The following is a 13,264-nucleotide window of genomic DNA, read 5'->3' on the forward strand; positions in this document are numbered from 1 at the left end:
GCGGCTGCCCTCCAGGGTTCTGGAACAGTACGCCGGGCGATGGTCGTCGTAGGCCCGAGCGCCTCCAAGCGACTCAACCGGCTGGCGCGGGTCCTGGCCAATGCCCTGGACGCCGCCGCGGGACCGGACTGGAACGCGGACACGGCCTTCGACGTCCGCCTGCAGGACGTTCCGCTGACCAACCGCCGCCCGGACGTCATCGTCTGCCGGGCGGAGACCACCGACCGGATCGTGTAGGTGGACCAGTACGCCAAGGCCGGCATTACCTTCTACCGGAGGCTCGAGCAGGCCGCCACTGGGGTCCCGATCGTCTACACCTACGTCCACGACCCCGCCACGAAGGTCTACCGGGACGGCGAAATGTTCACCGGGACCGTGAAGGCCACCGTGCCATTGTCTGTCACGGTGGATCCTGCACTCGTATAAGGCGCCTGGAAGCCGCCCCGCTATCGACGCTTGACCGCCAGCTTCCGTATCACGGGGCTTCACGGATCGATCAGTACATGTTCCCGCTACGGAGCAATGCGCTACGTGCCGGTGCGAACTCGAGCTCGTACGCAATCGTGCAGTAGTGCCTGATGAGAGGCTGCCCCAAAGGGACATGGTCGGACGGCCGCGGCAACGGGGCAGCCCTCCAATGAGCGAGCCAAGCTCGCCTGTTTAGTTACAGGCGCGTCAATACGCACGGGCTGACGCCAGCCGTCGGTAGCGATACAGGAGGGCAGGACTATTCGCACGAGTCGTGCGTAGGCCGTGCGGGAGAAGCACCCCGCACGGCCATGCTGAAACAGCTGCATTGCCCCTTCGAGGCCGTACAAGCCTGGACGCGCAGCCACTCACTCGGTGTCGATGTCGGCCTCGCCGACCTCCTTGTCGGCCGACTTGATGCCCAGGCTTTCGATGAACTGTCGCTCTCGCGCCGCCAGTTCGTGCTGCCGGGCGAGGATGAACTCGGTGAACTCGTCGGCCTTGAGGTGCTCGATAGACGCGAGGCTGACTCCATGCGAGTCCAGGATGTCGGTCCGCCCTTCCTCCGCGAGCCTGATGAGCGCCTGCCGAATCGACACCCCCGGCGGCGTCGTCATGACGATCCGGTTGGCGGGACTGGAAGCCCCGGGGACCCCGCTCTGGGTGATGACGTGTCGATAGGTCTCGCTGTGCGCCGTTGCCAGCTGTTCCAACACGTTGACGGTGCCGCCGTCGAGGGTCTTCCGGTCCGGGAACGTCTGCAGGTCCCAGAGGAGGTAGGCGCGCACGCGCGCGCTGCGCAGGTCGAAGCGTGCAGGGAAGGAACGGGCACGCTCGGCGGAGTAGCTGAGCCCACCTTCGCCCCGGGCGAAGGCCTTCATCTCCGTGATGAAGTTCCGGACCTGCGTGGTGGTGGACCCGGCGAAGGTGCCCGCCAGGGATGTGGTCCAGAACCAGTGCCGGAGCTTGACCCGCTGCTCCGCTTCGACCTGGTCGGAGAAGTGGAAGAACACGGCGAGCAGCAGGATCTGGATGTTGTAGGGCACTAGACGAGCCAGCGGGACCCGGACCTCCTCCCGCAGGAACTCGACCACCTGCTGGAGGATCAGGTCGGTGTCCGTCACCGCGGTCATGAGCTGGCCTTGCACCTTGCGGGCCATCGTCTCCCAGGAAGTGTCCCGCTGCACGTCCTCCTCGCCGGACAGCGCGAGGACGGTCTGGAAGATCGTCATGATCGGGATCTCGCCGAAGCCCGAAGCCGCGATCCGCCCCTTGATCTCCTCCATCTTGTCGCTGAGCGTCTCCGAGCCGATGGTCCCGTAGGTCAGTGCGGAGACCATCTGGTCGGGACGCATCTTCTGGCCGCTGCTGTTGATCCTGGAGAAGACCTCGATGGCCTGCTGAAGAGTGCCGCCCTCCATGCGCACTACGGAGACCTTGTAGTTCTTCACCCGCTTGGCGATGCGCTCGCTCTCCTTGGTGAGGCGGTCGGCCTCCTCACGGGAGTGGGAAACGTCGGACAGTGTCCGTGCGTATTCGAGGAAGTCCAGGGTCCCCAGTACGGACCGCATGGGCAGGAAGTGGCTGGGCACGGGCTCGCCACTCTTCCAGTGGCGGTAGCGCACGCCGTCCTGTTCCGACCGAACGAGCGGCCGGTAGACCCACCACATCCAGTCCTCCTGGCGCGTGGACCGCGGGGCGTCAGCCGAGCGGTGGAGGACGCCGAAGAGCGTCGATAGTCGCTGGTGACCGTCCAGGACGTAGGCGACCTTCGCCCCTCCCGGTGTCGGCGGAATTTTGCGCCCACCGATGGTGTCGAGGCTCTCGAGCGGCATGTTGGTCTCCCAGATGAGCAGGCTGCCCATCGGGTATCCGCGCTCCATGCTGTCGAAAAGCTGGAGCATTTGCTCGGGGCGCCACAGGAAGGGGCGCTGGAACTTGGGCACCCGCAGCTCACCCTGCGCAATAAGCTCCAGGACCTGTTCCAGGAAATGGACCTCCGGAACCACGGAGATATCCTTGACCACCTCGATGTCTCCCATGCTCAGATCACGCCCTGAATTATTTTGAACATCGTTCGCAATTCCTGTTTTGCTCCGGGGCCCAGGCTGTCCAAGTCCCGCTCCGATATGCCGCCGCGCAGCACCTCTTGGAGGAACAGACCCGGCAAGTCCGTTCCAAATCCTTCCTGTAGAGTGATGAGGTCCCGCTCCGCCACTTCGTTGTACAAATTACCGTGGCGCTGCGGGATGACGTAAGTGGTCCCAGCCTTCCCGGAGTGGCGCCTCCTCTGGCCGGCGCTCTTCTGTGGCTTCCCCTTGAATCCGTGCTTCATGTCGAAGTGAGCGCGCTGCTCGGGCGAGAAGGTCTTGAGGGACTCCAAGCGCTTGGCCATGGAGGACATGCCAACGCCATTCTTTGGCTGCCGGGCCAGGACCCGGTTGGGAATGTAGTTTTCCATTTCTCGGAATGCCAGGACGTGCGCACTCACGCCATCGCGGGCTGCGGCTTCGGCCTTCTCGTGATTGCCGGTCCGGTCCGCTGGGTGGAAGCTGTCGCTGTCGATGACGAGGACCACACGCTTGGTTCGGGAGAACTGCGCGGCCTGGTCGACGGCGTGCCTGGTCGCCCCGTCCTTGCCGCCGCCGTTGTACACGCCGAGGCGGCCGCCCTCCTTGGCGTCGATGACGTCCTCGCAGCCGAGCAGGCGCGCGAGCGCCTCGATCATCTGCCAGTCGTAGATCGCGTTCTCCACGACCAACACGGCCGGCCGTTCCAGGTCGCGGATGTCCGCCGCGAGCGTCGCGCCGGCCACTCTGACCACGCCCCGGGTCCCTCCTTGCGGCGCCCAGGCCTGCGCCATGCTCGCCTTCTGTGCGAGCAACATGTAGCTCTGCGCCAGGATCGGGAGGTGGCGCTCCAAGAACGCATGGACGGCATCCACGTCACGTGGGGTAATTGCCCATTCATGCCGCGCCTCCCTGAAGAACGCGATCAGCTTCAATATGAGCTCTGCGTTCTCGTCGCCCTGATGGCCCTTCAGCAAGTCGACGGGAATCTCAACGCGCATCGTCGATCCGATTCGCCTGCGCGTCCGCGAGGGCGCGCACCTCTTCGAAGTCCTCCGCGAAAACCCCCCGCGGCCAGTAGTCGAGATTGCCGAGGGCGTCCATCTCGATCTTCCGCAGGGTGGAGGCCCCCTCGATCTGCTCGACGAAGTACATCCTCACATCCTCCGGTGCCAACTTCCGCTCAGCGACCCGTCGGCGCAGCCTGAGGAGAAAGTTCTCGCTGTGTGTCTCTACCAGGAAGCGCACCTGCGACTCCTGCACCGCGTCAACGTAGAGATCGGCGATTGCGGCGTGAGCCGAAGGGTGGAGATGCAGCTCGGGCTCCTCCACGATCTCGATCACCGGGCCTGCGGGCGGTTCCGCGCGGTCCGCAGCCCGCTGGATCACGATCGGCAGGAACTGGACCACACCGGTGCCGACCTCGTCGATGTGGACGACGAGATCGGGGTCGCGCAGGGAACGCAGCTTGGGGATGTACATCCCGGAGCCGACATCGGTGACTTCGAGTCGCCACCCAGGCAGGATGCCTTCCAGCAGGGCGTTCACCTCACGGCCGATCAGACCGCGCCCGTAGACCTCGTCCGCGGCGAGCATGCTGAGCGCTCTCTCGCCTCGATAGCCGACGCTGCCCAGGGTTCTGGCCGGAGCCCGGAAGATGCGTTCCGGGCTCTTCCTGAACGGACCGAGATACCGGATCTCGTCGAGACCTTCCCGAATGAGCCCAGTGACTCCGCTGACACCGCCGACGGAGTCCGGCCAGTCGGCCGGATCGGGCAGCAGCCCGCGAAATCCCACCTTGGCCTCTTGGCCGTCGACAAGATATGCGCGCTTCTCGGGGGAGTAGGCGTCGATGCCGGGGATCCAGGAGAGGTCCGCGACCTCCGTCCCGCAGGAGATCTGCACCGAGGAGACCAGCTGCATTCCTTGATTGGCGATGTTCTGGACCTCGGCGGTGGCACTGACGGTCTCGCCGTCCTCGCGCCCGATCGACGCTCCCAGGCGAATGTGCCCATGGGGTGAAGAGCCGTGGACCAGATCGGCGAACGAAGGGGTGAAGCCTTGGATCAGGTCCAGGTCAAGAGGGTACGAGGAGTCGCCGCGGATACCGAGGGAAATGAGCGGGAGCGCTCGCACGACCGCGCTCTTGCCGGAGTTGTTGCGTCCCAGCACCACGGTGATCTTTCCAAGCTCCACCTCCTGTATCTCCCTGAAGCAGCGATAGTTCTCCAGCGAGAACCGTTCCAACGACACCTGGGCTCCCGTTCGGTCAAAGCATGTCTGGCGAGGCCGTGTCGACCTCAGCGACACCGCTCCAGCGGCGCGCCGGCTTAGCCGCAGCAATACTCGCAGACGGTGGAATCCGGCACCCGATTTTTGCACTTCAAGCTGCGGAGATGCCCGACGTCAGCCTCCGCACCCCTGGGAGGCGAAGGACTCCGCGGCTGTGGGCCTGTGTATCAGGAAGGGCAGCCGTTCAGCTCAACAGGGCTGAGGCCAGGCCTCGCCCCTTGGACCACCTGGTAAGGGCACGGTCGACCTCATCTGCGGCCAGCAGCAACTCCGTTTCTTTCATCGGCAATGGTGCCGGATGCCTTGCCACGTCCCGTCAACTTGCGGCCCGTTCGGCTCAGGCTTCCCTGCCGTCAGGTAGTCACCTGCTCTTGAGCGTGTCGCCCCGCGCATCAAACAGACACGTCGGCCGCGGCCTCGGTCCGTGTGTGCACTGGCACCAGTGACGACTGCTGTACCCCACGCTGGGCAGCACCGGGACGTCCCGGCGGCGGGCCTCCTCGAAGGCGGCGGGTTCCTCACCACGGACTGTTGCACGGCAGTGACGAAAGGCCCTTGTGTAATCCTGTTGACGCCGCTTTCATGGTGGCTCGTGGGTGCCGTGGTGTGCGGTGCCCGGTGGAGGCCAGTCATGGAGGCACGGATGAGAAGAAGAGCCTTACGCGCACAGGGACCGGCCGCGCTCGGCCTGGTGGCCGCGCTGGCGGCCGGCGGGCTGGTGGCCGGGGCGGGACCGGCCGCCGCCGAGGTGCAGCCGCGGCACACGGTGGTCAAGCTGCCGATCACCGCGTTCACGCAGATGGTGGCCGATCCGGTGCGCGGCACCGTCTGGATCGCGGGGGCGAAGGGAACCTGGCAGGACGAGCCGGAGCCCGGCCGGCTGCTGGCCTACGCGTCCTCCGACGGCTCCCCGCGGGCCGCCTACCACCTGAAGGCGGACGAGGTCTCGGGCGTGGCCGTCGATCCGTCCGGTGAGGCGGTGTACTCGGGTGAGCCCTCCCGGATCAGGCGCCTGGAGGCGTCGTCGCCCGGCCTCGGTCAGGTGGACCTGGAGCGGGACGTCTGCGGTCGCGAGCTCGCCCATGTCGGCGGACGCCTGCTGTTCACCCAGCACACCTCCGGGTCCGGCGACTGCGCCACCGCGGGGACCACGCTCGGCGTCCTCACCGACGAGGGCTGGCACGACGCCGGTTCCGCACCGGGCGGGAGGGTCCACCTGGAGCCCGGGCCTGGCGACCGGGTCCTGCTGGCGCAGGCGCGCGGCGAGGCGGAGCCCGATCCCGTCCTGGCGTACCACCGGGTCGCCGACGGGGACGTGTCGCCCGCCGTGGCGGAACGCCGCTTCGGCGGGGAGGGCGACGCGGGGCTGGACTTCCGCGACGCCGCGTGGTCCGAGGACGGCGGCCTGCTGGCCGTGGCCGACGCCCGGCAGGGCCTGCGGATGCTGGACGCCGCGACACTGGGCGACGCCGCCACCCACTACGAGGGGCTGCCGGAGGGCGTGGGGACGACCGCGGTCGACCTCGACCCGAGCGGCAACCTCGCCCTGGGCGGCGCGGCCTCCGGGGGGACGCCCGACCTCACCGTGCAGTCCTGGAACCCCGCATGGGAGGGGGCGCCGCTGGAGTTCGCCTTCGAGGGCACGGGGACCGGGGACCGGGTGGCACCCCGCGGGGTGCGCTTCTCCGCCGACGGCCGCGACCTGCACGTCGTCACCACCGACGCGGAGGGCGACGAGTTCTGGCTGCACATCGTCCACGCCGTGCATGCCGTCCAGCAGACCGGCTCCGCCTTCGTGGGCGGGCTCACCCACCGCCCCGGCCGGGTGGTCGCGGGCGAGCCGGTCGCGCTCCACGGGCGGCTGGACCTGGGCGGCTCCGAGCCGGTGGAGACCCCGCGGCTCACCGCCGTACGCGAGGACGCGGGGGGCCGGCAGCGGATCCTCGGGGCGACGGTCCGCGACGACGGGACGTTCGTCGTCTACGACGAGCCGGAGCGGGCGGGCCGGGCCACCTACCGGATCACCTACGCCGGTGACCTGCGGGTCCGCCCGGCCGAGGACGCCGTCCTCACGGTGGACGTGGCCAGGGCCGCGTCCGGGATCTCGCTGACCGTGCCGGCGGAGGCCTCCCGGGCCGCCGGCGTCGAGATCACCGGCGTCCTCCGCGTCGGGGGCGTGCCGCTGGACGACCCGGCGGTGCTCACCGTGCGCGCGACCGGCCGGGACGGCACGGTGGAACTCGCCCCGGTGACCGTGGCCGCCGACGGCTCCTTCACCGTCCGGGACACCGCGCCGAGCCGGGGGAACGTCACGTACACGGTCGGCTGGCCGGGTGACGCCCTGCACGAGGGGGCCGAGGCCTCCGCCACGGTGCGCGTGCGCCGCTGACCGCCGCGGCGCCCGGTCGGGGCTCGTGGCGCCCGGTCCGCGCCGCTTCGTGGCAGGCGCGGACCGGGGCCGATCGGGGGAGCCTCAGCAGGGGCTCAGGGGGCGCGCGAGGGCCTCGGCGTGGGCCTCCATGCGCTGGGCGGCGAGGATCGCCGCCCGGGTGTCGGCGCGGGACGCGGCGACCACGAGCGCGCGTCCGGCCAGGTCGTGCGCCCGGCGGTGCAGGGCGGCGACCCGGGTCTGCGGGTCGTCCTCCCGCGCCGTGACCGGGAGGGCCGCGCGGGCCGGCAGAGCGCCGCCCCGCAGGCGTGCCACCTGCTGGGCCAGCTGCTCGGCGGCCTCGTCGAGGTCCTCGCAGGGCGCCTGGGAGCGGAGCTCGTCGGTCAGGGCGAGCAGCGCGGCCAGGTGCCCGGCGAGCTGGAACTCCAGCTCCGCCTCACGGGACCGGCGGGGGACGTCCGAGCCCTCGGCGGCCATGGTGTGCACCGACTTGCCGCGGATCGGTTCGTACATGGGATGGCCTCCTGTGCTCTGGCAGGAAACCATCCTACATTGGAATGAGTCTAAAGTTGTCCGGAGTCGTGAAGCGTGGACGCCGGGTCCGGACGTGACGTGCCGTGCGGTCTCTCAGCCCTGCCGGTACCCCTCCAGGAAGCGTCCGATGCGGCCGATGGCGTCCCGCAGATCGGTCACCGAGGGCAGCGTGACGATGCGGAAGTGGTCCGGTTCGGGCCAGTTGAAGCCGGTGCCCTGGACGACCATGATCTTCTCGCGGCGGAGCAGGTCGAGGACCATCTGCCGGTCGTCCTTCACCGGGTAGACCTTGGGGTCCAGCCGCGGGAAGAGGTAGAGGGCGCCCTTGGGCTTGACGCAGGTGACGCCGGGGATGCGCGTGAGCATCTCGTGCGCGACGTCCCGCTGCTCGCGCAGCCGCCCGCCCGGCAGGACCAGGTCCTGGATCGACTGCCGCCCGCTGAGGGCGGCGACCACGCCGTGCTGGCCCGGCATGTTCGCGCACAGCCGCATGTTGGCGAGGATGTTGAGGCCCTCGATGTAGGAGTCCGCGTGCGCCTTCGGGCCCGAGATGGACATCCAGCCCACCCGGTAGCCCGCCACCCGGTACGACTTGGACATGCCGTTGAAGGTGAGGGTCAGCAGGTCGGGGGCGATCGCCGCGGTGGGGGTGTGGGTGGCGTCCTCGTAGAGGATCTTGTCGTAGATCTCGTCCGAGCAGACCAGCAGGTTGTGGCGGCGCGCGATGTCCGTGAGCCCGCGCAGCAGGTCGTCGCTGTAGACGGCGCCGGTCGGGTTGTTCGGGTTGATGATCACGATCGCCTTGGTGCGGTCGGTGATTTTGGCCTCTATGTCGGCGAGGTCCGGCATCCAGTCCGCCTGCTCGTCGCAGACGTAGTGGACCGGGGTCCCGCCGGAGAGCGCCACGGCCGCCGTCCACAGCGGGTAGTCCGGGGCGGGGACGAGCACCTCGTCGCCGTTGTCCAGCAGGCCCTGCATGGCCATCACGATCAGCTCGGACACGCCGTTGCCGACGAAGACGTGCTCGACGTCGGTCTCCACGCCCAGCGTCTGGTTGTGCATCACCACCGCGCGGCGGGCGGCCAGCAGGCCCTTGGCGTCGCCGTAGCCGTGCGCCGAGCCGACGTTGCGCAGTATGTCCTCGAGGATCTCCGGCGGGCACTCGAACCCGAAGGCGGCGGGGTTGCCGGTGTTCAGCTTGAGGATGCGGTGACCTGCGGCCTCCAGCCGGGTCGCCTCCTCGAGCACCGGGCCCCGGATCTCGTAACAGACGTTGGCGAGCTTGGACGACTGGATCACCTGCATGACGTGAGCCTACGGGGAGACGGCGACGGCCGCCTCGTGTTCTCCGACACGTCGCGGCGCGGCGGACCGGGGCTCCGGGTGTGGCCTGCGCCACGCGGGTCCTTACAATTCGCACCCATGTCCACCACCCCTGATCACGGGCCCGGCACGTACGGGGTCCCGGAGCCACCGGCGCGTCCCCCGTCCGCGGGACCCGCGCCGTCCGCCGCGTGGCCGGGAGCGGGTGACGCGGAGGCCACACGCGTCCTGCCGCCGGTGCCGCCGGTGCCGCCCGGGCCGTCCGGGGGCGCGGAGGGGTACGGGGGGCCGCCGCGGGGGGAGGAGCCGACGCGCGAGCTGCCGGTGACACCGGGCGACCCGTACGCGGCGGCCGCCGGTCCCGCGCGCCACGCGGGCCACGGGGCACACCCCGGGCCGCCCGCCACCGGGGCGTACCCGCACACCGGGCCGCAGGGGCACGCGGCGCCTGAGCCTGTCTCGCACGCGGGCCTCGGCGGCCACGCGGCCCCCGGCGCGTACGAGGGCCACGGTGCTCCTGAGGGCCACGGTGCGCACGCGGCACCTGGCGCGCACGCGGCCCTCGGCGGCCACGCGGCCCCCGGCGGCGGCCATGCGCCCGGGGCGGGGGGACCCGGGTCCTACGCTGCCGGGGACCGTGGGGCCGGCGCCTACGCGGCCCGCGTCCACGCCGACCCCGTGCCGTACGGGGCGCCGCAGCCGGGGGGCGTCGTGGGGGCGCCGGGTGGACGGGCCGCGGCGCGGGCGGCCGGACGGGCGGCGGAACGGCAGGCGACGCGGCAGCGGTGGACGCGGAGCCGGCAGACGCTGCTGGCGTCCGGCGTCGGCCTGGTGGGGCTGGGCGCGCTGACGGTGCTCGGCGTCGCCCTGTCCTCCGGCTCCGAGGAACCGGTCCGGCGCGGCGGCGGCGCCGCGCCCACCGGGCCGGGGCTGTCGGTGGGCGACCTGACCGATCCCTCGCCGATGCCGTCCGCCGAGGCGCCGCGGGAGGCGTCGGGCGCACCCACGCCCGACCCCCGGCCGACCCGCAGCGCGAGCGCCTCCCCGTCGGCCACCCGCGGGACGTCCGCCCCGCCCTCGCCGAGCAGGACCCCGGCCCAGGATGCCTCCCCCTCCCCGTCGGCGCCCGCCGACCGGCCCTGGGACGACGACGAGGACGGGTGGGGCGAGGACGAGGACGACGACGGCCGCGGCAACGGCTGGGGCAACGGCAGCCGCCGCCCCCGCTGACGCGTCACCGGCCCCGCCGCACCGCCCGCCCCGCCAGGACGTCGGTGCGGCGCCCGTCCTCGACGGCGAACCGCCCGTCGACCAGGACGTACGGGATGCCCAGCGGCCCGGTCCGGGGCGCGGCGAAGGTCGCGCCCTCGGCCACCGTGGCGGGGTCGAAGAGGACCAGGTCGGCCCGGTAGCCCTCGCGGACCAGGCCCCGGTCGGCGAGCCCCAGCCGCGCGGCCGGCCGTGAGGTGAGGTGGGCGACGCACTCCTCCAGGGTCAGCACCCCCTGCTCCCGCACGTACGTGCCGAGGTAGCGGGGGAAGGTGCCGTACGCGCGCGGGTGCGGCTTGGCGCCCCGCAGGATGCCGTCCGAGCCGCCGGTGTGCGCCCGGTGCCGCATCAGCGCGCGGACGTTCTCCTCGTGGCCGACGTGCTGGAGGATCGCCGTGCCGAGCCGGTCGGCCAGCAGCAGGCGGCGGGCGGTCTCCCACGCGGAGGTCCCCGCCGCGGCCGCCGCGGCGGCGACGGTCCGTCCGACGTGGTCCGCGAGGGAGGGGTCGACCACCCCGGAGATCTCCACCGTCTCCCACTCGACGGGCACCCCGTGGCAGCCGTCCGAGCCGGTCACCTCCAGGTCGTGCCGGATCCGCTCGGCGACCGCGTCGTCCCGCAGCCGCTCCAGGATCGCCCCCGGTCCGCCCTCGCTCGCCCAGCCGGGCAGCAGCGCGGCCAGGGTGGTGGCGCCCGGGGTGTAGGGGTAGGTGTCGAAGGTCAGGTCGCGGCCCGCGTCCAGCGCCTGGTCGAGCAGGGTCAGCAGTTCGCCGGAACGGCCCTTGTTCTCCGCGAAGTTGAGCGTCGCGTGGGCCAGGTGGAGGGCGCAGCCCGCGTCCTGGGCGATGCCGATCACCTCACGGTAGGCGTCCAGCGCGCCCGCGCCGTAGGACCGGTGGTGCGGGCAGTAGTAACCGCCGAACTCCGCGACCACGCGGCAGAGTTCGGTCAGCTCCTCACGGTCGGCGTACATGCCGGGCGCGTAGGTCAGCCCGGAGGACAGGCCCACCGCGCCCTCGTGCAGCCCGTCCGCCACCAGCTCCCGCATCCGGTCCAGCTCGGCGGCGGTCGGCGGGCGCTTCTCCCAGCCCATCGCCAGCATGCGCACCGAGCCCTGCGGCACCAGGTAGGCGGCGTTGAGGGCGATGCCCTCGCCGTCGAAGCCCCGGTCCAGCCGGTCCAGGTACCCGCCGACCGAACGCCAGTCGACGTCGATGTCGTCGCCCGGGCCGTTCCAGCCGGCCACCGCCTGCCGCACCTCGGCGAGGGTGCGGTCGTCGACGGGGGCGTAGGAGAGGCCGTCCTGGCCCAGGACCTCCAGGGTGACGCCCTGCGCCAGCTTGGCCGAGTGGTCGGGATCGGTGAGCAGCGCCAGGTCGCTGTGGGCGTGCATGTCCACGAACCCGGGCGCCAGGGCGAGCCCTTCGGCGTCCAGCGTCCGGGTGCCGGCGGGGCGCTGGCAGCCGGCCGCCGCGGCCTCGCGGACGACCTGCACGACGCGGCCGTCCTTCACCGCCACGTCGGCCCGGTAGGACGGCCCTCCCGAGCCGTCCACGACCTCGGCGTCCCGGACGACCAGATCGGCGAGGTGCATGGCGGCTCCAGAAGGGCTGCCGGTCGCGAGGACCGGCTGTCGGTCAGAAGAAGGTGCGGATGTAGTCCACCACCGTGCCGTCCGCCTCCACCAGGGGGATCAGCTGCCACTTGTCGAAGACGGTGCACGGGTGCGAGAGCCCCATGCCCACCCAGTCGCCGACCTCCAGGTCCGCGCCCGGGGCGGTCTCCAGCCAGGCGTGCTGGTCGGAGAGCTTGGTGACGGTGACGCCCTCCGCCGCCCGCTCGGCCCCGCCGCGGCGCACCACCTGCGCCTCGGGCATCCCCAGGTCGTAGGCGGCGTCCCGCTTGCCGGCGTTGAGGAAGGCCTGCCCTCCGGCCGGGCGGGAGACCACCTGCGCCCACAGCCGGAAGGCGGGCTCCAGGGCGCCCTCCTCGGGGATCCGGGTGAACGGCGTGACCGTCCGGTAGTGGCCGTCGTCGTGCGAGACGTAGGCGCCGGAGCGCAGCAGCTTCAGTGCGGGCAGGCTGAGGCCGGGCAGCTCGGCGAAGACCTCGGCGACCGTGTCGAACCAGGCGCTGCCGCCCGCGCTCACCACGATCTCCTCCAGGCCCGTGCCGGCGAACAGCCCCGCCCCGTCCAGCTTCGCGGCCAGCTCCACCAGCCGCACCAGCCAGGCGCGGACCCGCTCCGGCGTGGCGTCCGGGACCTCGCCCTCGTAACCGGCCACGCCCGCCAGCCGCAGCGAGGGCGCCGCCGACACCGCCTCGGCGACGGCCAGGCACTCCGCCTCGGTGCGCGCCCCGGTCCGGGCACCGTCCCCGGCGGCCAGCTCCACCACCACGTCGAGGGGCCGCCCGGCGTCCGGGCCCAGGGCGGCGCTCATCAGCTCCACCCCGCGCACCGAGTCGGCGTAGCAGACGAGGCGGAAGGAGGGGTCGGCGCGCAGCTCGGCCGCGGCCCAGCGCAGCGCCGCCGGGTCGACCAGCTCGTTGGCGAGGAAGATCCGCCGCACCCCGAAGGCCCGCGCCACCCGCACCTGGTGCGGCACGGCCAGGGTGATGCCCCAGGCGCCGTGGTCGAGCTGGTCCCGGAAGAGGCGCGGGGCCATGGTCGTCTTGCCGTGCGGGGCGAACGCCAGGCCGTGGCGCTCGGTGTACTCCTTCATCAGCCGCAGGTTGTGCCGCAGCCGCTCCGCGGAGAGGGTGAGCACCGGGGTGGTGAAGCCGCCGGTGAACAGGTTCCGCCGCTGCGCGGCCAGTTCGCCCACGGTCAGACCGTCCGCGTCCGGCGGCAGGCCCCTGAAGCGGTGGTCGATCCGCTCCTCGGCGAGACGGGCGACGGCATCCGCGGACATACGGCCTC

General features: G+C 71.4%; 9 protein-coding genes and 2 pseudogenes. 3 read left to right on the forward strand and 8 right to left on the reverse strand.

The window, feature by feature from the left end; all coding sequences use genetic code 11:
• Positions 1 to 39: 39 nt before the first annotated feature.
• Positions 40 to 426 (forward strand): annotated as a pseudogene (locus tag ABZ836_RS01735) (Uma2 family endonuclease); the annotation flags it as partial.
• A 410-nt stretch (positions 427 to 836) separates the two neighbouring features.
• On the opposite strand, the gene ABZ836_RS01740 reads toward ABZ836_RS01735, so the two are convergent.
• The 4 genes and pseudogenes from ABZ836_RS01740 to ABZ836_RS01755 all read right to left on the reverse strand — a co-directional run.
• Complete coding sequence (locus ABZ836_RS01740) at positions 837 to 2,510, reverse strand: DUF262 domain-containing protein (RefSeq protein ID WP_361138300.1); 1,674 nt, start codon at positions 2,508 to 2,510, stop codon at positions 837 to 839.
• Positions 2,511 to 2,512: 2 nt separating this feature from the next.
• The gene (locus ABZ836_RS01745; protein ID WP_361138302.1) at positions 2,513 to 3,538 is read right to left on the reverse strand and encodes a hypothetical protein; all 1,026 of its coding nucleotides are present in this window, start codon (positions 3,536 to 3,538) and stop codon (positions 2,513 to 2,515) included.
• Entirely contained in the window at positions 3,528 to 4,790 is a 1,263-nt protein-coding gene (locus ABZ836_RS01750) for a DUF3696 domain-containing protein (protein ID WP_361138304.1), read from the reverse strand. The genes ABZ836_RS01745 and ABZ836_RS01750 overlap by 11 nt, the downstream gene beginning before the upstream one ends.
• A 400-nt stretch (positions 4,791 to 5,190) precedes the next feature.
• Positions 5,191 to 5,331: pseudogene (locus tag ABZ836_RS01755) on the reverse strand (hypothetical protein); the annotation flags it as partial.
• A 141-nt stretch (positions 5,332 to 5,472) separates the two neighbouring features.
• Between ABZ836_RS01755 and ABZ836_RS01760 the strand changes: the two are divergent.
• A complete protein-coding gene (locus ABZ836_RS01760) occupies positions 5,473 to 7,218 on the forward strand; it encodes an Ig-like domain repeat protein (protein WP_361138306.1) in 1,746 nt (581 codons plus the stop codon).
• An 84-nt stretch (positions 7,219 to 7,302) separates the two neighbouring features.
• Here the strand turns inward: ABZ836_RS01760 and ABZ836_RS01765 are convergent, their stop codons facing one another.
• Together ABZ836_RS01765 and ABZ836_RS01770 are read right to left on the reverse strand one after the other, a co-directional pair.
• On the reverse strand, positions 7,303 to 7,731 hold the full coding sequence (locus ABZ836_RS01765) for a hypothetical protein (protein ID WP_361138308.1): 429 nt from the start codon (positions 7,729 to 7,731) through the stop codon (positions 7,303 to 7,305).
• Positions 7,732 to 7,845: 114 nt separating this feature from the next.
• Positions 7,846 to 9,057: a pyridoxal phosphate-dependent aminotransferase gene (locus tag ABZ836_RS01770; RefSeq protein WP_356129177.1), complete on the reverse strand. Its 1,212-nt coding sequence runs from the start codon at positions 9,055 to 9,057 to the stop codon at positions 7,846 to 7,848.
• Positions 9,058 to 9,786: 729 nt separating this feature from the next.
• Here ABZ836_RS01770 and ABZ836_RS01775 point away from each other — a divergent pair.
• Entirely contained in the window at positions 9,787 to 10,305 is a 519-nt protein-coding gene (locus tag ABZ836_RS01775) for a hypothetical protein (protein ID WP_361138310.1), read from the forward strand.
• A gap of 4 nt (positions 10,306 to 10,309) precedes the next feature.
• Here ABZ836_RS01775 and ABZ836_RS01780 read toward each other — a convergent pair whose 3' ends face one another.
• The gene (locus ABZ836_RS01780; protein ID WP_361138312.1) at positions 10,310 to 11,938 is read right to left on the reverse strand and encodes a D-aminoacylase; all 1,629 of its coding nucleotides are present in this window, start codon (positions 11,936 to 11,938) and stop codon (positions 10,310 to 10,312) included.
• Positions 11,939 to 11,981: 43 nt separating this feature from the next.
• Positions 11,982 to 13,256, reverse strand: coding sequence for an amino acid deaminase (locus ABZ836_RS01785; RefSeq protein ID WP_361138314.1), 1,275 nt, complete (start codon positions 13,254 to 13,256; stop codon positions 11,982 to 11,984).
• Positions 13,257 to 13,264: the final 8 nt, after the last annotated feature.

Source organism: Streptomyces sp. NPDC047130 (genome assembly GCF_040643475.1).
In the GTDB taxonomy this organism is placed as follows: Bacteria; Actinomycetota; Actinomycetes; order Streptomycetales; family Streptomycetaceae; genus Streptomyces.

What these genes read in the sequence shown, in the direction of transcription:
- ABZ836_RS01740 (WP_361138300.1), bottom strand. Translation starts at nt 2,510, where the DNA reads ATGGGAGACATCGAGGTGGTCAAGGATATCTCCGTGGTTCCGGAGGTC.
- ABZ836_RS01745 (WP_361138302.1), bottom strand. Translation starts at nt 3,538, where the DNA reads ATGCGCGTTGAGATTCCCGTCGACTTGCTGAAGGGCCATCAGGGCGAC.
- ABZ836_RS01760 (WP_361138306.1), top strand. Translation starts at nt 5,473, where the DNA reads ATGAGAAGAAGAGCCTTACGCGCACAGGGACCGGCCGCGCTCGGCCTG.
- ABZ836_RS01765 (WP_361138308.1), bottom strand. Translation starts at nt 7,731, where the DNA reads ATGTACGAACCGATCCGCGGCAAGTCGGTGCACACCATGGCCGCCGAG.
- ABZ836_RS01770 (WP_356129177.1), bottom strand. Translation starts at nt 9,057, where the DNA reads ATGCAGGTGATCCAGTCGTCCAAGCTCGCCAACGTCTGTTACGAGATC.
- ABZ836_RS01780 (WP_361138312.1), bottom strand. Translation starts at nt 11,938, where the DNA reads ATGCACCTCGCCGATCTGGTCGTCCGGGACGCCGAGGTCGTGGACGGC.
- ABZ836_RS01785 (WP_361138314.1), bottom strand. Translation starts at nt 13,256, where the DNA reads ATGTCCGCGGATGCCGTCGCCCGTCTCGCCGAGGAGCGGATCGACCAC.